Origin of the sequence: Pseudomonas cannabina (genome assembly GCF_900100365.1) — a bacterium.
In the GTDB taxonomy this organism is placed as follows: Bacteria; Pseudomonadota; Gammaproteobacteria; order Pseudomonadales; family Pseudomonadaceae; genus Aquipseudomonas; species Aquipseudomonas cannabina.
Map to the genome: position 1 here is coordinate 14,216 of NZ_FNKU01000005.1, position 16,983 is coordinate 31,198.

Genomic DNA, 16,983 nt, shown 5'->3' on the forward strand with positions numbered 1-16,983 from the left:
ATCTTCTGATCGCGCCCCGCTTCTGATGAAAGTCAGATGGCCCAGTGCCAGGTAACAGCGTCCTGCCCCGTCGAACGCATGCAATCGACGGCTGAGAATCCCGCCTAGAGCGGGATTCGCCGTTTCTGGCCCTTCACTTTTGCGGCTTCGGCCGATTCCGTACTTCCTTGGGGTATTGGCCTTTGGGTTTTTTTTGTGTATCCATCGCGACCTTGAAGATACTGAACCCCTTTTTGCTGATCGGGGTATCCGCTGAGCCTTCGCCAGTGCGTGCGAAATACGCGCTGGTGACGTGAATCCGCAGCAAGCGGTGTTCACGATAGAACGCTAGACACACTTTGTACGGTTCCAGCAGACCGGTAGCGCTGTTCAACACGCGCATGGTGAAAAACCGCTCCCCTTCCGTGTGGTAGATCGTAGCGGCGTCCAGCTTCTCTATAATGCCCATGAGCTGCTTAGAGGCTTCGTAGCGTTCCAGGCAGACCATTTGCCCATGCCGACCGTCTTCGTACCAGTACGGAATGTTGGTGCCGGTGTCGTCTTTCGTGAAGCAGTGGAGGCCGTAAGTCACAACGAATTCGTAGTCTTTTTTGTCTGCCTTGAAGATTACCAGGTGCGATGACAGGTGACCGAGATCGTACTTAACACCGTCGTGCTCGAACGGCTGCCACTCTTGGATAGAGTCGACGTGAAATTTAGCCAAGCTCAGTCCTCAAGCACACGGGTTAAGAGCTCGATTTTACGCGTAAACCTTGACATAGCGCGAGGTGATGTCACAACCTCACAACCTCACAACCTCACAACCTCACAACCTCACAACCTCACAACCTCACAACCTCACAACCTCACAACCTCACAACCTCACAACCTCACAACCTCACAACCTCACAACCTCACAACCTCACAACCTCACAACCTCACAACCTCACAACCTCACAAGTTTATAACTGCTTGAAGCTGTAAAGTTATTGGTTTATAGTTGCTTGAGGCTAAAAAGCTATGAATTTATGAGGCTATGAGATGAAAACTTCAAAAGGTGTGATAGACCTCGCTGCAACACTGACTGCTGCTGCCTCGGCGTCGTTAGTCGCACCGCCTCCAGCTCCAGAAAAGGCGGTAAAAAAAGTGGCCGGGGAGGGTGGCACGATGCAGATGACATTACGGCCTGCGCGTTCTCTGTACAGCCTCTACGTTGGTAAAGCTGCTGAGCGAAGCAAGCAAGAAGGGCGCAACGTGTCTGTTCAGGAAATCATGTTGGAGGTGCTAGAAAAAGGGGCGCAGGTATGAGTAATTTGATCTTTATAGGTGGGCAGAAAGGCGGTACCACCAAAACCACTACAGCGCATCTGATGAGCCTAGGAGCAATTCTACGGGGTCAGCCAGCTGCCTATGTGTTAACTGATCCACATCGACTTCTCAAGCCAGAAGGTCGTCCTTATGGCGTAATGGACGGAAGGGATGGGGCAGAACTGGCCAAAATTATTACTGCAAGCAGCAACACCAAGAACGGATGGTTAATCATCGATGGAGGCGGGAATCGGCCCGAACTGGACAGGGCCATTTCCGAGCAAGCGCAGTTAACCATCCTGCCTTTTCGTGGATCAGAAGAAGACTTAGAAACTATTTCTCGCGACCTTGCTGCAATGCCAAATGCTGTGGCGTTGCCGTCTGCTTGGCCTACAAACAAACACGCCCAAGAGGCTGCACAGAAATTTATTGATGCGCTGGAGCAAGTGTACCCAGGGCGGGTAGTCAAAACCCCTATCTACTTCGTCAACTCTGCGCTTGAGCTGTTAGGACAACGTTTAGACAGTCCATCAACGCCGGTACGTAACGCGGCCCGTAGAGCATTCTCAATTTTATCCGAGCGTCTGCAACTCACGTTGGCACAGAAAAAATAGTAGCAAGCGTATGGCAATAAAGGTGCCGGGGCATGGCTGGAACCATCCCCAGCGTGGAACACAACGCATCCTGAGAGGGAAATATTATGTCCGAGCGAGACTATAACACAGTCCGTAACCTGCCCATATGCCAGCTTTCAGACCCTAAGGAGACGCTGATTTATTCTAAAACCCAGCTGTTGCCCCCAGATAAATCAAGGCCTCCAGAGCGTTGCAGGGACGAAAAATCGAATAAATCAGCGCCTCCCTAAGTATCTGCACTTGCTGCGAGAGTTCGCAGGCCACATGGCCCCTCCGTGCGTAGCAGAAGCCTTGATGAAGTGGCTTAACCGCTTTTGAAGTGATCGACCAAGCGCCATAGCGCGGGGTCTTCAGAATCACTGCGCCAGACGAACTCAATGGTGTAGAGTCCGGTGAGTTCAGGATGCGGCACGAGCGCCACTTCGCTGGGGCAGTTGTATTGCGAAGAATCAGGCACGATTGAATAGCCCATGCCTGCTCCCACCAGGCCCAACACGGTATTGATATCCGCTCCTAGGTGAACCAGTTGCGGTGATAGCCCGGCGACATGGCAGCTGTTAATCAAAAAATCGTAGTAGCTCGGTGCCTTATCCCTGGAGAACCACACGCACTGCTGGTTTTGCAGGTCGGCGAGATGCATCGGCGGGTTCAGATGCAACTCGCTGTCACGAGGCACCGCTAGTACAAGCCGACAATCGAACATCGCTAGCCCGGATAAAACCGGGTTCTCTGGATCGCGCCAGGCCAGAAAACCACCATCCAGTTTGCCATCGGCTATCTTCAATTGTTGACGCGCCGCAAGAGCTGGCTCCAGCATGAGGGTTATATCGGGTTGCAATCGCTTGAACTCGCGCAACGGTCGTAGTATCGATGGGTGCCAACTGTAATTGGGCGCGATACCTATGCGTAGCGCGCCATACTGGCCATTAGCAATCCGGGCAACACGCTCACGCGCGTTTTGCAAGTCGCTCATGATGGCCCGTGCATCACGAATGAATTGTTCGCCGGCCGGTGTCAATTCTACTCCCTTGGAGCTTCGTCGGAACAGATCGACACCCAAATCTTGCTCCAGCTCGCGGATCTGCCGACTTAGCGCTGGCTGCACTATGTGCAAGTGCCGCGCAGCCTTTGACACGCTGAGGTGTTCGGCAACCGTAACAAAGTAGCGCAAATGACGAAGCTCCACACGGACCACCTTGTAAAGGGTTAAGGTTGAAAATTAGTGGAATGCAAGTAATTTTGCGAAATTCCCCCGGCTTTATTGCCAATTACGGCTGATTTGTATTATCGGATAGCTCGTCAGATTAGTAAGGTATGGTATACCTAGAAAGTATAGGTTGGTAATGTCGATAGTGTTATCTCAGTAAAATACGTTTGTTTATACTAATGCTCACACGGAGCATAAAGCCAGAAACGTGCTTTCGTGGCGAATAAAATTTATAAAATTACGAATAGCATATTTAACATGGACCGTTCATGAACTCAGTAGCCAGTATGATGGAACAGCAGTCTGCACCAGCCTCGCTACGGCGCGCGGCAGCGGCGGCGACGGTGGGCAACGTGTTGGAGATATATGACTTCATCGCCTTCGGAATTTTTGCAATCCCCATCTCAAAAGTGTTCTTTCCCGCAGTGTCTGAACTCAACGCGATGCTGTTGACTATGGGCACCTTTGCGGCCGGATTTCTCGCTCGCCCGATCGGCGCATTGGTACTGGGGCGTTATGCCGACAGTGTCGGTCGTAAAAAGGCGCTGTCCCTAACGCTCTTAATGATGGCTGCTGGCACAATTATTCCGGCCATTTGTCCGGCGTATGCAACGCTAGGCGTACTAGCTCCGATAATCATCCTGCTGGGACGCTTGCTCCAAGGGTTTTCAGCAGGAGGTGAGATTGGTGGCGTTGTGTGCATGTTGGTCGAAAATGCTCCGCCGCAGCGACGATTTTTCTACGCATCGCTGCAGCAGGCAGCGCAAGGTGCAGGCGTGCTGACGGCAGGTTGCATGGGCTTGGCCCTTTACTCGTTTTTCAACGAGCAGCAGATACTTGATGGAGCTTGGCGAATCGCCTTTGCGTTCGGCCTGTTGATAGGGCCGGTGGGCTGGTACATAAGGCGCTCAGTGCCTGAAACATTGCTGTTCAGCAAAACCTCCGTCGAGGAACGAAACCTGCCGTTGCTTAGACAGTTCATTACCTATAGGCGCTCGTTGCTTCTGGGTCTGTCGGTGATGGTGTTCTGGACCGTAGCGACTTATATTTCCAATTACTTCACTACCTATACTGTTCGTCAACTCCATCTGACCCCAGTAGACAGTTTCATTGGTCAGATATGTTACAGCCTGGTCATGATCTGCACCTGTCCGCTGGTTGGTCGATTGGCTGACCGCGTGGGACCTTTCAGGCCCATGCTCTTCGGCGCAGGCTTGACTGTCATCTGTGCCTACCCCTTGTTCTACATGCTCACTCAATACCCTAGTTTGCCTGCATTGGTTGCTGCACAGATTGTCATTGCTCTGCTCCTCGCTTGCCACGCAGCGTGCGCATCCACAGTCTTGAGCAAATTGTATCCCACAACTTTTCGGGCAACAGGGGTGGGCTTCTCCTACGCGCTTGGGGTTTCAGTGTTCGGCGGCTTCACGCCTCTGATCGTCACGGCCTTACTGAGCAAAACAGGCGACAATATGGTGGTGTCTTACTATCTCGCCGCCGCAGCGTTGATAACTTGTATGGGCCTCTTTGTACTACGTAAGACTAGCTTCGCCCATAACATGCCACGGGCGCAGAGCGTTTCTGGGACGAAAATTGAATAAATCAGCGATTCCTTAGAGGTGCTAAAATGATGTTATGGATTCGAGGAGTTAAGCTGTTATTGAAATTCTTGACGCTAAGCTTAATTTTCCAGGAACGTTGCAGCTAGCGCTTAGTTCATTGCTATGCGTATCAAGAACAGATTGAGAATGAAAAACTGCTTATATTTCGTCACATCAAGATAGGTGTGTTTTAGCGTGAGGGAAGAGAGTATGGACAAAGAGACCGAATCAGATATAAAAGAACTCGTTTTTATTGCCGAGTATGTTGAAAAATATTTGACTGTGTCTTCTACTAAATTAATTACGCCTGATTATGAATCATCAAAATTTTATGAGCTTTATATTGAGCGCATGAAAGAAATAAAAAACAAATACGGGCTTTGTTAGCTCATAGGTTATAAATCATTAAATTTTGTTAATGTCCTGAGAGTTTAAAATCCAGTCTGCTAGACGGATTACGTCTTTCAAACCATCTGTCGAATCTATTGTCAGTATTTTTTTTACGGCCTCATCACGGAGCTTTGGAAGATGCTCCCTGGAAGAAGATATGCCATCAGCTGGTAAAAGTTCTGCCGGGGAAATTTTTAATGCCACACATAATTTCACGAGATGATCAAGGTTAGGAGTGCCTACCCCCCTCTCGTATCGGCTGATTGTCATTTTCTCGCAACCAACGAGTTCTGCTAGCTGATCCTGATTGAACCCGTGCGCTTTCCTGAAAGCTCGCACTCGAACGCCAATAAACGCTCCTAATGAGTCCATTTCCACTCCAAAAAAGCTAATTATTTCATACATTTATCGATTTTTAAGTAGCCAAATATAGATAAAGTATCGTTTTGTGTTTACTTTTTGCTCGATGTGATTTATTTTGTCCTCTACAAATCCATCACCTGCTGGCCATCCCATGGCCCAGATACAGATGGAGCTGGTTTTCATCAGCACACCACTCGCCCCTGCGCTCAGCGGTTTGGGAATTCGAAAGAGCGCCTGATCAAAAGGATCCGATTATGAAAAATTGGCGTGTTTTGATGCACAATTCTTCCGTTTACCAGTCACTTATCACGTCGATCGAGCGATTGGATGTGGAGGTGTATTCCCCCGAAAGCATTACCTACCGCAAACGTCCTGATCGCCCTTCATCGACAGAGAAGGTGGTGCGTTTGTTTCCTGGCTATCTGCTGCTGCGCTTCGATCCCCAAGTGACGCACACCACCACCATCACAGCGTTGAACGGCGCCCATGGGTTCGTTCAGTTCGGCGGTCAAACCTGTGTTATGCAGGACAGCACGGTAGAGGAATTAAAGGCTGTTGCCATGGTTCGTTCTAACCGTCCGCTCGATTGCATCGAGTTTCGCAATGTGCCGACCGAGCTTGAAAAAACGCTTCGTCTGATCATCGACATGAAATCTGAGGCTTCGCGCAAAGCCGCTTTCTTTGCGCTTCTGGCCCAGGACGCAGCGCTGGAACGCCTTGTCAGACGCTCCGGAACCCTTTGCTATTCGAGGGTACGTGCCGCTTAGGCATTACCACTTCCCACGATTTCCCATTTCACCGCCTGGTCTAGCCAGGCGGTGTTTTTTTGCGTTCTCACAGCCCTTAGGAGTTCCCATGGCGTCATCCGAAGATGAAGCAACCACCAAGACATCAAGCGTATATATCCGACCGATCAGGGTGGAGGCGCTGAATAAAGCTGCGATACGGGTGAGCTATGAAACCCAAAGCTCCAGGCAGATTTCACCCTCGGAGCTCGCTCGGTATCTGATCGATAATTTTCTTGAAATGGCCGTTGAGCAGTTGATTGAAGATTCCCAAAAAGCGGCACCTGGCACGCCTCTTACGGCTACTGACTAGAAGGAACCTGCAATGCTCACCACCAGTGCCTTTCTGGCCCTGGCCATGCAATGCGCTCCCTCGATTCACCCAGCCACGCTTACCCCCATCGTCAAGACAGAATCCTCCTTCAATCCCTATGCCATTGGCGTGGTCGGCAAAGTGTTGCCGCGTCAACCGCAAAGCCTGGATGAAGCTGTATTGGTGGTGAAGCAGCTGGTGGAGGAGGGCGCTAACTTCAGCATCGGCCTGGGCCAAATCAACCGGCAGCATTTCGATGTCAGCCGCCCTGAAACTGTATTCGAACCCTGCACCAACCTGCGCATGGCCGCCGCTGTTCTTGAACAGTGCTATGCAGTGACCAGCGCCAAGGAGCCCAACCGGCAGGTAGCGCTGCACAAGGCCATTTCCTGCTACTACAGCGGCAACCCCAAACGCGGCTTCAAGGCCGAGGCCGCTTTTGGCGGTAGCAGCCATGTGCAACGGGTGTTGGCCAACGCAGGCACGACCACCGTGACGGTCCCTGCACTGGAAGGCGGATCACCTGAACCGAACAAGCTCCAGCGCGCTCAGGCCCCGGCTTCCACGGTTGAACCGACCTATGAAAGCTGGGACGTGCTGCGCCAGTACCCGCGCTATCTGCCACCGGCAACACCGGCTGTTTCTGCTCCATCCGCTGCACCCGCTGTTCCCGCTTCACCCCCTGATGAACCCTCAACTCTCCCTCAAGAGGATCAATGATGATCAAACGTACCCTTGTGCCCAACAAAGGCGAGCTGGGCATTCTGCTGGTGGCTCTGGCCTGCCTGCCCAGTATCGCCTCCGCTGACTGGCTGACAACGCTGAACCAGTGGGGAAGCAATATCCGTCTGGGCATCTATACCCTGGCGGGCACCCTGGGCCTGGTTTGCCTGATCTGGTCAGGTGCCCAATGGCTGATTGCTCGCTCCACGGGCGACCGCTCGCACACCTTCATGGACTACCTGCAGCAGGTCGGTGTGATTCTGGTCGTCGGGGCTTCGGTGGTTCTTGGCACGGCGGCCTGGCAGGTGTTCGGCACCGGCGTGCCGGGTTGACCAGGAGCGCTTATGGCCGGTAACGAAGTACTCAAGAAACTGACCTTCGAAAGCTACAACGCGATGAGTCGGCCCGCGATGTTCTGGAACATCCCCATCATGCCGATGGTGGGCTTGCTGATGGGCGGCCTGGTCTTCGGTGTAGCCGCGACCTTCCTGCTGTCCTGGGTGTGGGGCCTGGTCGCTGCCTCCCCGTTCCTGATTGCCCTCATCGCCTTGAGGGTCGTGGGCCTGATCGATCCGCAGTACCTGCGACGTATCCGCTTTGCGCGGCGGCGTCTCTGGCTGAGCCTCAAGTACGGCAAACCGTTGTTGCTGACCCCCTTTAACCCGCAATGGAATGAATTCTATGGCGCACGATTTTCACAAAAGCGTTATGCCCCCGGAAAAGAAAGCGCCATTGATGCGCTATCCGGTCCACGAACACATGGTGACCCTGCCCGGCAATCGCCTGGTGAGTCTGATTCAGTTGAAGGGGGTTTCCAGCGAGACCCGCAGTGATGACGAACTGGTCCACCTGTTCCACAACCTCAACCGCTACTTTCTGGCCCTGGGCAAGAAGGAAGGCAAGCACCTGATGCTGCAAACCTACATCACCAAGACGGGCATCGAGCTGGACACGCCGTACACCTTGCCGCTGCCCGCGCTTCAGGACTTCGTGGACGCTTACACCGCACCATTTCGCAACGGCACCTTCTATCAGGTCGGGTACAGCATTGCCCTGATCCTCAAATACCGCGAGGTGGATGAAGGGATCGAGCGCATGAGCGACCTGCTGTCGCTGTCCTCAACGTTGTTGGCCGAATATGACCCGGTCATCATGGGGCTGGAGGAAAACGAACACGGCGCGCTGTTCTCGCAGATCGGGCGCTACTACAGCCTGCTGATCAACGGCCATGAAAAAGACGTGCTGGTCAGTGATACCCGCCTGGGTGACGCGATCATTGATAGCGTCACCAACTTCGAAAACTACGATTTTGTCGAGAACCGGCCCAATCGGGGTGGCCAGCGCTTTGCGACGACCTTTGATCTGCGCGACTACCCCAGTGGCGGGACTTACCCTGGCATGTGGGACGAGGCCATCGAGCAGCAATTCGAGTTCACCCTGGTGCAAACGTTTCTGTTCGAAGACCGTAACAAGGCCAAGGACAAATTCAAAAAGCACGTGGCGGATCTGGGTTCGGTCGAGCGCGATTCCAGGCAGACCGAGGAGCTTGAAAATGCCATCGAGGCCATCACCCTGGGCGACAAGGCGTTTGGTCGCTATCACGCCTCCCTGATCGTCTTCGGCAAGACCCCGGACCAGGCCATCGAGAACGGCACGAAAATGGCGTCGGTGTTTACGGTGCGTGACGCGACCTTTGTGCGTTCGACCATGAGCAACATCGACACCTGGTACACGCAGTTCCCCGGTGTGACCGAGGCCATGTACCCCATGATGAAATCGACCGAGAACCTGGCGTGCAGCTTTTCCCTGCACTCCACCCCCACGGGCAAGGTCAAGGGCAACCCCATTGGTGACGGGACAGGCGTCATGCCCGTGCTGACGGCCAACAAGGCGTTGTATGTCCTCAACGTGCACGACAGCCCGCCCGGCCAGAACAACCTCGGTGAAATGCTGCCAGGGCATGCGGTCTTCACGGGGCAGACGGGGGTCGGTAAAACCACCGCTGAGGCCATCCTGCTGACCTTTCTCAGCCGCTTTGATCCGCTGATTTTCGGTATCGACTACAACGAGTCGCTGAGGCACCTGCTGTGTGCATTGGGGGCCGAGTATTACACCGTGCAGCTGGGGCAATTCACCGGCGTCAACCCGTTCCAGTTTCACGACAGTCCGGGGTTGCGGCAAATGCTGTTTGACCTGGTGCTGTGCTGCGCCGGTGGCCCTGACAAGAGCAACGACGCTGACCAGACAAGGATCAAGGACTCTATCGAGGCGGTCATGGCGCACACCAACGTGCGCAATCGCAGCATGTCATTGCTGCTGCGAAACATCCCCGAACAAGGCGAAAACTGCTTGCGGACCCGGCTATTGAAATGGTGTCGCCTGGCCGGTGAGGGCCGTGTAGGGCAATACGCCTGGGTACTGGATTCGCCGGTCAACCAGTTCGATGCGCAGACCTACCGGCGTCTCGCCTTCGATTGCACGCAGCTGCTCAAAAACAATTATGCCGAGAAACACCCCGAGGTCATGGAGGCGTTTCTGAACACGCTGTTCTACATGAAGCGCGAAATGCACCAGGCCCGCCCCGGCAACCTGCTGCTCAACGTGGTGGCCGAGTACTGGGCACCGCTGTCCTTCAAGAGTACGGCAGACGCCATCCAGGAGGTGCTGCAAAGCGGACGCATGCGCGGGGAAATCCTGATCATGGACACCCAGTACCCCGAGCAAGCGCTGGCGACGAAGTATGCTCCGGCGGTCATTCAGCAGGTGATTACGCCCATCTGGCTGCCCAACAAAAACGCCCAGGCCGAGAGCTACGCCAAGTTTGGCGTCAGGGGCAAGCTGTTTGAAGCTGTGCGAACAATGGGGCCGCTGAGCCGGGAAATGGTGGTGCAGCAAGGTCACCAGACGGTGAAGCTGAAGATGGAGTTGGGTGAACCGCTCAAATACTGGTTGCCGCTGCTGTCTGCTACGGAACAGAACTTGCCGGTGGCCGAGCGCATCCGGCAACACCTGGGCACGACCGATCCCAAGGTGTGGATCGATGCGTTTCTGGTGGCCGAGGCCGTGCGCCAATGGTTGAACACCGACGACCCCGCTGTATGGCTGCCCGCGTTCGACTACGCCGACAACCTGCGCCAGTCCATGAACACGCGGGATGCACAGCGCTGGCTACCAGCCTTCCAAAAAGCCTGGAAGGCCCTTCAGGAACACAACGAAATGGAGGATGCGTCATGAAAAAACACGCGATTGCTTACGCGCTGAGTGCGCTCATGTTGACCGCAGCCCTGCCTGCGGCCTACGCAGCAGTACCAGGCGTTCCGGTCCTGGACCCGTCTAATCTGCTCACGCTGAGGGCGAATGCGTTGGCCCAGGCCAAGCAGGCCATGGATGCACTGACCACGGCCAAGGACGCCATCCGCGAGACCGCGCAGCAGTACAACCACTACAAGAGCATCATCACCGGCAATGACATGCTGGGTGGGTTCCTGAACGACCCGGCCTTGAACAAGGTGATGCCCATGGGGGACTGGGCCGATGTCTACGGCACGGCACGGGACATCGCCAGTTTGCGTGACCGCTACGGCTTAACCTCGGATAATGCCAGCGTGCAGCAGAAATTCGACCAGATGATGTCGGTTGCCGATGCGCTGGAGCGCAATTACAACGCCAGCACCGAACGGGTCAAGAACGCCGAGTTCCTACGGGCACGGCTAAACGAGGTGACGACCCCACAGCAGAAGGAGGATTTACAGCTGCGTTACCAGCAGGAGCTGATCGAGCAACAGAACCAGCAGATGCGGCTGGCCAACATGCAGATGCTTCAGCAGCAGCAAGAGAAGATGGAAAACGAAAAACGGGCCCAAGCGTTCAGTGATTACATGAACGGTAAAACGAGCGTGCGGCCCAGTTACGAGTGATTAACCAATAAATTCAGAAGGGAAGATGACCCATGTTTAAAAGAATGACGGCTTTTTCTTGCTTGGTCCTGTTTGCACTGGCGCTGTCGGGTTGCTTCGATAGCAAAGGGGATGGATTTGTGGGGCGATGGACTGGAGAAGACATGGAAAGGATGGGTAAACCAACCTTTGTCATGGATATCTCAAAAGACGGAGAAATGTTTCACGTAAACCTTGAAACCACGGATGACATTTGGGGGGGTGGTAAAAGAGAAAAAAGCATGAAGCTGCTCGAAGCCAAGGCGGAGTCGGATACGGTACTGAGTATGCGTGGCGGTCTTGTAACCATGCGTTTGGACGGTGATGTCATCTATTTCGACAGCACCACCTACACCCGAGCAAAATAACGGAGGCGGCATGGACATCAAAAACATAGCCCAGACGTTGTTCAATTTCGTTGATGCCGCCCTGCAAAGCGCCTTGGTCACCGGGATGGCCAAGGTGATGCTGGGGCTAGGAGCGCTCTTCGGGACGATGTGGTTGATCCACTTCACGCTGCGAAACATGCACTGGCTGTACCGGGGGATGAACGTTGCCTTCGAGGATGTGGCCAAAGAAATTATGAAAATGGCTGCCATCACCGCGTGTGCGTTCAGTGTGCAATGGTACGTACAAACGATTGTGCCCTTCGTCACCGGCTTGCCCAACTGGATGGGGGGGCTCTTGTCCGGCCAGGAGGGCACGCAAACCAACCAGATCGACAGCTTGATCGTTGTTTACGGCTCCAACTTAAAAGCCCTGATAGGGGCTATGAAGTTCAATATATTCGACACCAGTTTTGCTAATATTTGGTTAGGCATTCAGGGGGTGGTGTTTTACGTGCTGGGCGGTATCCCGTTCTTACTGGCTGCCGTGGCTACGCTGTTTGTACTGAAAGTCTCGACAACGGCTATTGTGGCCGTAGGGCCTCTGTTCATTGCCTTTCTGCTGTTTGACCAGACCAGGCAGTATTTCTGGGGGTGGGTATCAGCCATCGCGGGCTTTATGTTGGCTCAAGTTCTGATATCGGTTGTGCTGGCCATCGAAATCGGCTTTATCAACACCATGATGATTAAAGACGGAACGTTGACGACCACCCTGGAGGGGAATCTCACCATCCTGATTGTCTTTTGCACGTTCACAGCGCTGGTCATCGAACTGCCTCAGCAAGCAGCTTCCATCATGGGCGGCGGTCCCTCCGGAGGCGGAATGATCAGCAAAATTTCAGGGTTTGGAGCAGCAAGAAGCATGACCAGCGGTGCCGCCGCCGGCATTTCAAGACTGCGGAGGGGACGCAACAACATCAAATAGCACACCGATATATCGTTACTGGCTACATCCTCTCCCTACTCGCAACACCCTCGCTTCTCTCAGGTACTCCACTATGAATGTCAAACTTGCTTTGAGCGGGCTGCTTTCGGCTGCCTTGCTGTCCGGGTGTGGCTCTGCACCCAAACTGTCCGAACCGGAAGGGCAGTGGGAAGACATGCCCTTTACCCACAAGCCTGCTCCTGTACCAGCCGCCGTGATAACGGCTCCGCGCCCCGTGCCTGGCCGGGTACAGCCAGCTGCAAGCCCCACGCCCCAGGCCCAGCCGCTCAAGACCACCAGTCAAAAGCGCCCGGCAACTGCCGCAAGCGCCTCCCCGGCAAAGCCCGCCGAGGCCCCGCCCAACGATTCCAAATGCTCCGCGAACTGATCCGCGCAGCGCGTGTTTGTCCAGGTTTAGGTGACTTATGAGAAAGCTTCGAAAATCCAAACAGGACGTGATCGAGCAGGAGCGGCAACTGGCCGCCCGTACCAGCATCGACGCGGCCACCGCACAAGAAATCAGCCTGGCTGAACAGGCCTTCATCCATGCAGCGCGGTATTTCGAGAAGAACATCGCCGCCGACGAGAAGGCCAAGACCAAAAACGCCCGTCGCCTGGCGGGCTTCTTCGGTGTGCTGACCTTTATGTCCATCGCCGCCGTGATGGGCCTGACCCCGCTCAAGACTGTGCAACTTGGCCTGGTACGGGTAGACAACAACTCCGGCTACACGGACGTGGTGTGGGCCGACGACAAGGGCAAGCCACCGGAGCAGATCGATGACGAGTTCTGGCTCTCGACTTATGTACGGTTTCGCGAGAGCTACAACTTCTCAAGCCACGACGCAGAGTTCGGCATGGTGGAGCTGATGTCCTACGGCGAGACGTTTACCGAGTACCGCAACTTCCAATTGTCCTCCAAAGGCTATCTGGAAGTGCTGGGGACCAACCGGCAAATCCGCACGGATATCAACAATATCAACTTCCTGGAACGCAAAGACCGGGAAGGCACCGCCCAGGTGCGGATCACCAAAACCGTGCTGGACCGCAACGGCACGCCCGATCCCCAGTTGGCTCCGGTGACCTGGGTGGCGACGGTGACCTACGACTACAAGAACCCTGCCAAAAAAGCCGGTGACCAATGGCTTAACCCCCGTGGCTTCGGGGTCAGGGCCTACACGATGACCCAGGAAGTGGGGGTGTCCAATGGGAAATAGAACGGCTTCAAGCCTCACGGCACTGTTCCTCCTTGCGTCCGGCCTGCCGGTCTTGGCCGAGAGCATGGGCACCGGCTCATCACTCGACCGGCGCGTGCAGACCGCTGTTTACAGCCCGGACAACGTGTACCGCATCCAGACCTCGGTGGGTCGTACCTCGCTGGTACAGCTTCCGGCCAACGAGACGATCAATGAGGCGTCAGGCCTGATGGTGTCCGGCGATCCCAAGGCCTGGTCCATCGGCCCGAACAAGGCCGGTAACCTGGTGGCCATTAAACCCATCACCGATCAGGAGCCCAATACGAACCTGGTGATCAATACCAACCGGCACACCTACCTGCTGGAACTGAAACTGGTGACTCGGGCTGCGGACATGACCTATGCGCTGCGCTTCACCTACCCCGAGCCGCCCAAAAAGTCCAGCGCTGTACGCCGTGACCCCGGCAACCCCTGCGACGGCCCGGTGCAAAACGGTCCCTATCAAAAGCGCTCCAGTGCAGAGAGTCGGTCCATAGCGCCCTATGAGGGCTGGGACAACGGCATGCTGACCTGCTTCCGCTTCACCGGCAATGGCCCGCGTCCGACGCTGTACCAGGTTCTACCAGACGGCACCGAAACGGTGGCCGACATGCACAACGAAAAGAACGTAGTTGTAGTGCATGGCGTTGGCCAGTTGTTCCGCTTCCGCTTGAACGGCCTGGTTGTAGAGGCCCGGCCTACCGCCCAGGTGAACACGGGTTACAACTTCAACGGGACCACCACCGGCGAGATTCGGGAGCTCAAGCATGCAGAACAATGACAACGACCAAACTCCGGAGAGCACCCCAGGGCCGGACAGCATAGGGCCACCCGAACCCGCAGCGTCTACAGCAGCAGCGCCGGAACACGCCCCGGCCTCGGAGCCCGCCAGCACCCAGGCCCGTGGGGCCTTTGACGTGCGGACCAAACGCACAGGCGATACCCAAAACAGGAAAACCCTTTACCTGAGCCTGGCCGCGCTGGGGTTGGTGGGGCTGCTGGCTGGCGTAGGGCTCTGGTACTTCACCATTTCCCAGATGAAAACCACCGGCTCCGAGGTCGATGAAACCCACGTCAAGAAGGACGCGACCCTGGACGTGAATCTGGGCAGCGACGACAGCATGAAGAAGGCTCGGGAAGCCAAGCTGGCCGCTGACAAAGCCGAAGAGGACAGGAGAGCCCGCGCTGAAAGGGACCGACTGGCGAAGGAGGAAAAGGATAAAAGGGACGCCAATCGCGGATCGACCTATCAGGGACATGCCGCCAGTGTGCCGCCACCGCCCGGCCAGAACGCACCGGTCGTGGAGACCCCCCGGCAACGCAAACTGGGGGCTGCAATGTTCGTCACCTCGGAAGATGCGATGGGCACCGGCGCTGCGGATACTCAGCCGCAACAGCCGACCAACGATCAGCCCTCACTGCCGCCTTCATTACTGGCTGACGTTCAGGGTGGATCGGGCAGCGGTTTGGGGGGTGAATCGCCCTCCAGAAAACGCAGCAGTCTGAGTGATCTGGGCGGCACCACCTTTGCCCCGGCCAAGGCGTACCTGGCACCGAACCGCAAGTACCTGGTCAGCCACAACACCTACACGCGCTGCGCGCTGTACACCGAAATCATCAGCACCCACCCAGGGCTGGTGGATTGTCGTCTGACCGATCCGTTGTATTCCGCCGATGGCTCCACGGTGATTGCGGCGGCGGGTGACAAGCTCACCGGTGAACAGACGGTTGAGGTTGGGCCAGGCGAAACCAGCGTGTTTACCACCTGGACCGAAATCGAAACCCAATCGGGTGTACGGGCCAAGATTGACAGCTTGGGTGCAGGCCCCATGGGAGCCAGCGGGACCGAAGCCTGGATCAATCGCCACTACATGCAGCGCTTTGGCGGTGCAGTGATGTTGTCGTTCATCCAGGACGCGCTTCAGGCCGCGTCCAACACGACGCAGAAAAGCTCGGGGTCCGGGGGCTACACGGTGAACAACAGCGAGCAGAACGTGGAGAGCATGGCCAACAAGGCGTTGGACAGCACCATCAACATCCCGGACACCGGGCATCTGCTGCCGGGCACGGTCATCACCGTCATCGTGGCCCGCGACATCGACTTTTCATCGGTTTTCGAGAACCGCTAAGGAGTATTCATGACGCAAGAACCAGATCACTCGCAAGACCCAGAGGAACAAGGGCTGACCGAAGACACGCTGGTCCTGGACTTTCTCGCCCAGGCAGGCGTCACCGAGCGCCTGAATCGCCCCGGCACCCAGGACGTGGCCATTAACCGGCCCTTTGAAATCTGGGTAGACGGTCCAGACGGCTGGGTGCGCGAGGACGCGCCCTGGCTCACCTACAGCCTGTGCTGGCGGCTGGCCAATGCGCTCTGTGCGCTGAACTACCGCGTGCTGGCCCCGCATTCACCGATTCACACCGTTAAATTGCCTGGCGGGGAGCGGGGGCAGATCGTCATGGCACCGGCGTGCGAGGAAGGCACCCTGTCGATGACGTTTCGCAAACCCTCCTTGCTGCGCTTCACCCACAAGGATTACGTCAACAGCGGCCGCTATGACCGGGCCCAGGCCATCGCTTCACCGGTGCTGACCCTCAAGCCCTGGCAGTGCGACATGAAGGACGCTCACGCTGCCGGGGACTGGGACCCGTTCATGGAAACTGCCGTTGCCCATCTCCAGAACATCATCGTGTTCGGCGGGCCTGGCTCGGGAAAAACCACCTACGGCAAGACGCTGATCGACCTGTTTCCGGCTCACCGGCGCATGGTCACGATCCAGGAAATGCTGGAAGACACCCTGCCGTTTCATCCCAACCATGTGCATCTGCACTACGGGCATGTGGTGGGCCCCAAAGCCCTGGTGGCCAGCGCGCTGCGGATGAAGCCTGACCACCTGTTTCTGGCCGAGCTGACCGGTAACGAGGTGTGGCACTTCATCGAGATTCTGAACACCGGCACCAAGGGCACGGTGACTACCGCGCACGCCAACGACAGTGAAGCGGGCTATGCCCGTGTGTGCGGTCTGGTGAAGCAGTCGGAAGTCGGCAAGGGCTTGGACTACGCTTACATCGAGCGTCTGGTACGGACCTCGTTCGACGTGGTGGTGTACATGGAAAAGCAGGACATCCTGGAAGTGCATTACGAACCCGAATACAAGCTGGCCTTGCTCAATGGTCAGCGTCAACGAGCTAAATAGGAGT

The 16,983-nt window shown here is 55.7% G+C and carries 20 protein-coding genes; 17 read left to right on the forward strand and 3 right to left on the reverse strand.

Translation table 11 applies throughout. The features are described 5' to 3' along the window. Nucleotides 1-133: 133 nt before the first annotated feature. Complete coding sequence (locus BLT55_RS29585; protein ID WP_055000375.1) at nt 134-703, reverse strand: hypothetical protein; 570 nt, start codon at nt 701-703, stop codon at nt 134-136. Between the two features lie 317 nt (nt 704-1,020). On the opposite strand from BLT55_RS29585, the gene BLT55_RS29590 reads away from it, so the two are divergent. Together BLT55_RS29590 and BLT55_RS29595 are read left to right on the forward strand one after the other, a co-directional pair. Continuing rightward, nucleotides 1,021-1,287, forward strand: coding sequence for a hypothetical protein (locus BLT55_RS29590; protein ID WP_019740157.1), 267 nt, complete (start codon nt 1,021-1,023; stop codon nt 1,285-1,287). Beyond that, nucleotides 1,284-1,901: a hypothetical protein gene (locus tag BLT55_RS29595; protein WP_055000374.1), complete on the forward strand. Its 618-nt coding sequence runs from the start codon at nt 1,284-1,286 to the stop codon at nt 1,899-1,901. The genes BLT55_RS29590 and BLT55_RS29595 overlap by 4 nt, the downstream gene beginning before the upstream one ends. Nucleotides 1,902-2,226: 325 nt before the next feature. Here the strand turns inward: BLT55_RS29595 and BLT55_RS29600 are convergent, their stop codons facing one another. After that, nucleotides 2,227-3,108, reverse strand: coding sequence for a LysR family transcriptional regulator (locus BLT55_RS29600; RefSeq protein ID WP_055000373.1), 882 nt, complete (start codon nt 3,106-3,108; stop codon nt 2,227-2,229). Between the two features lie 290 nt (nt 3,109-3,398). On the opposite strand from BLT55_RS29600, the gene BLT55_RS29605 reads away from it, so the two are divergent. Together BLT55_RS29605 and BLT55_RS33665 are read left to right on the forward strand one after the other, a co-directional pair. Continuing rightward, nucleotides 3,399-4,730 (forward strand): MFS transporter, encoded by a 1,332-nt coding sequence (locus BLT55_RS29605; RefSeq protein ID WP_031598409.1) that lies wholly within the window; start codon nt 3,399-3,401, stop codon nt 4,728-4,730. Nucleotides 4,731-4,940: 210 nt separating this feature from the next. Then, nucleotides 4,941-5,117 carry a hypothetical protein gene (locus BLT55_RS33665; protein WP_167359991.1) on the forward strand — a complete coding sequence of 59 codons (177 nt, stop codon included), beginning with the start codon at nt 4,941-4,943 and terminating at the stop codon, nt 5,115-5,117. Between the two features lie 18 nt (nt 5,118-5,135). Here the strand turns inward: BLT55_RS33665 and BLT55_RS29610 are convergent, their stop codons facing one another. Next, nucleotides 5,136-5,492: a helix-turn-helix domain-containing protein gene (locus BLT55_RS29610; protein ID WP_005769798.1), complete on the reverse strand. Its 357-nt coding sequence runs from the start codon at nt 5,490-5,492 to the stop codon at nt 5,136-5,138. A 245-nt stretch (nt 5,493-5,737) separates the two neighbouring features. Here BLT55_RS29610 and BLT55_RS29615 point away from each other — a divergent pair, with 245 nt between their 5' ends. The 13 genes from BLT55_RS29615 (at nt 5,738) to virB11 (ending at nt 16,979) form a co-directional block, all read left to right on the forward strand. Then, nucleotides 5,738-6,250: a transcription termination/antitermination NusG family protein gene (locus tag BLT55_RS29615; protein ID WP_055000372.1), complete on the forward strand. Its 513-nt coding sequence runs from the start codon at nt 5,738-5,740 to the stop codon at nt 6,248-6,250. Nucleotides 6,251-6,338: 88 nt separating this feature from the next. Beyond that, complete coding sequence (locus tag BLT55_RS29620; protein ID WP_055000371.1) at nt 6,339-6,581, forward strand: hypothetical protein; 243 nt, start codon at nt 6,339-6,341, stop codon at nt 6,579-6,581. 12 nt (nt 6,582-6,593) lie between these two features. After that, on the forward strand, nt 6,594-7,301 hold the full coding sequence (locus BLT55_RS29625) for a lytic transglycosylase domain-containing protein (protein WP_055000370.1): 708 nt from the start codon (nt 6,594-6,596) through the stop codon (nt 7,299-7,301). Next, nucleotides 7,301-7,636: a conjugal transfer protein gene (locus BLT55_RS29630; RefSeq protein ID WP_074801931.1), complete on the forward strand. Its 336-nt coding sequence runs from the start codon at nt 7,301-7,303 to the stop codon at nt 7,634-7,636. Before BLT55_RS29625 ends, BLT55_RS29630 begins: the two co-directional genes overlap by 1 nt. Before the next feature lie 12 nt (nt 7,637-7,648). Next, nucleotides 7,649-8,137, forward strand: a complete 489-nt coding sequence (locus tag BLT55_RS29635) for a VirB3 family type IV secretion system protein (protein WP_004667055.1) — start codon at nt 7,649-7,651, stop codon at nt 8,135-8,137. Next, nucleotides 8,040-10,538 (forward strand): VirB4 family type IV secretion system protein, encoded by a 2,499-nt coding sequence (locus BLT55_RS29640; protein ID WP_223862802.1) that lies wholly within the window; start codon nt 8,040-8,042, stop codon nt 10,536-10,538. Before BLT55_RS29635 ends, BLT55_RS29640 begins: the two co-directional genes overlap by 98 nt. Beyond that, nucleotides 10,535-11,221 (forward strand): P-type DNA transfer protein VirB5, encoded by a 687-nt coding sequence (virB5, locus tag BLT55_RS29645; RefSeq protein ID WP_074801910.1) that lies wholly within the window; start codon nt 10,535-10,537, stop codon nt 11,219-11,221. Before BLT55_RS29640 ends, virB5 begins: the two co-directional genes overlap by 4 nt. Nucleotides 11,222-11,253: 32 nt before the next feature. Then, nucleotides 11,254-11,607 carry a hypothetical protein gene (locus BLT55_RS29650; RefSeq protein ID WP_053486259.1) on the forward strand — a complete coding sequence of 118 codons (354 nt, stop codon included), beginning with the start codon at nt 11,254-11,256 and terminating at the stop codon, nt 11,605-11,607. A gap of 10 nt (nt 11,608-11,617) precedes the next feature. Then, nucleotides 11,618-12,550 carry a TrbL/VirB6 family protein gene (locus tag BLT55_RS29655; protein WP_055002154.1) on the forward strand — a complete coding sequence of 311 codons (933 nt, stop codon included), beginning with the start codon at nt 11,618-11,620 and terminating at the stop codon, nt 12,548-12,550. Nucleotides 12,551-12,975: 425 nt separating this feature from the next. Further along, on the forward strand, nt 12,976-13,764 hold the full coding sequence (locus tag BLT55_RS29665; RefSeq protein ID WP_074801916.1) for a VirB8 family type IV secretion system protein: 789 nt from the start codon (nt 12,976-12,978) through the stop codon (nt 13,762-13,764). After that, nucleotides 13,754-14,563 carry a TrbG/VirB9 family P-type conjugative transfer protein gene (locus BLT55_RS29670; protein ID WP_054999754.1) on the forward strand — a complete coding sequence of 270 codons (810 nt, stop codon included), beginning with the start codon at nt 13,754-13,756 and terminating at the stop codon, nt 14,561-14,563. Before BLT55_RS29665 ends, BLT55_RS29670 begins: the two co-directional genes overlap by 11 nt. After that, a complete protein-coding gene (locus BLT55_RS29675; RefSeq protein ID WP_054999753.1) occupies nt 14,550-15,911 on the forward strand; it encodes a TrbI/VirB10 family protein in 1,362 nt (453 codons plus the stop codon). The genes BLT55_RS29670 and BLT55_RS29675 overlap by 14 nt, the downstream gene beginning before the upstream one ends. 9 nt (nt 15,912-15,920) lie before the next feature. Continuing rightward, on the forward strand, nt 15,921-16,979 hold the full coding sequence (virB11, locus tag BLT55_RS29680) for a P-type DNA transfer ATPase VirB11 (RefSeq protein ID WP_054092990.1): 1,059 nt from the start codon (nt 15,921-15,923) through the stop codon (nt 16,977-16,979). Nucleotides 16,980-16,983: the final 4 nt, after the last annotated feature.

Coding starts and splice junctions, on each gene's coding strand:
- BLT55_RS29590 (WP_019740157.1), top strand. CDS start 1,021: ATGAAAACTTCAAAAGGTGTGATAGACCTCGCTGCAACACTGACTGCT.
- BLT55_RS29595 (WP_055000374.1), top strand. CDS start 1,284: ATGAGTAATTTGATCTTTATAGGTGGGCAGAAAGGCGGTACCACCAAA.
- BLT55_RS29605 (WP_031598409.1), top strand. CDS start 3,399: ATGAACTCAGTAGCCAGTATGATGGAACAGCAGTCTGCACCAGCCTCG.
- BLT55_RS33665 (WP_167359991.1), top strand. CDS start 4,941: ATGGACAAAGAGACCGAATCAGATATAAAAGAACTCGTTTTTATTGCC.
- BLT55_RS29610 (WP_005769798.1), bottom strand. CDS start 5,492: ATGGACTCATTAGGAGCGTTTATTGGCGTTCGAGTGCGAGCTTTCAGG.
- BLT55_RS29615 (WP_055000372.1), top strand. CDS start 5,738: ATGAAAAATTGGCGTGTTTTGATGCACAATTCTTCCGTTTACCAGTCA.
- BLT55_RS29620 (WP_055000371.1), top strand. CDS start 6,339: ATGGCGTCATCCGAAGATGAAGCAACCACCAAGACATCAAGCGTATAT.
- BLT55_RS29625 (WP_055000370.1), top strand. CDS start 6,594: ATGCTCACCACCAGTGCCTTTCTGGCCCTGGCCATGCAATGCGCTCCC.
- BLT55_RS29630 (WP_074801931.1), top strand. CDS start 7,301: ATGATCAAACGTACCCTTGTGCCCAACAAAGGCGAGCTGGGCATTCTG.
- BLT55_RS29635 (WP_004667055.1), top strand. CDS start 7,649: ATGGCCGGTAACGAAGTACTCAAGAAACTGACCTTCGAAAGCTACAAC.
- BLT55_RS29640 (WP_223862802.1), top strand. CDS start 8,040: ATGCGCTATCCGGTCCACGAACACATGGTGACCCTGCCCGGCAATCGC.
- virB5 (WP_074801910.1), top strand. CDS start 10,535: ATGAAAAAACACGCGATTGCTTACGCGCTGAGTGCGCTCATGTTGACC.
- BLT55_RS29650 (WP_053486259.1), top strand. CDS start 11,254: ATGTTTAAAAGAATGACGGCTTTTTCTTGCTTGGTCCTGTTTGCACTG.
- BLT55_RS29655 (WP_055002154.1), top strand. CDS start 11,618: ATGGACATCAAAAACATAGCCCAGACGTTGTTCAATTTCGTTGATGCC.
- BLT55_RS29665 (WP_074801916.1), top strand. CDS start 12,976: ATGAGAAAGCTTCGAAAATCCAAACAGGACGTGATCGAGCAGGAGCGG.
- BLT55_RS29670 (WP_054999754.1), top strand. CDS start 13,754: ATGGGAAATAGAACGGCTTCAAGCCTCACGGCACTGTTCCTCCTTGCG.
- BLT55_RS29675 (WP_054999753.1), top strand. CDS start 14,550: ATGCAGAACAATGACAACGACCAAACTCCGGAGAGCACCCCAGGGCCG.
- virB11 (WP_054092990.1), top strand. CDS start 15,921: ATGACGCAAGAACCAGATCACTCGCAAGACCCAGAGGAACAAGGGCTG.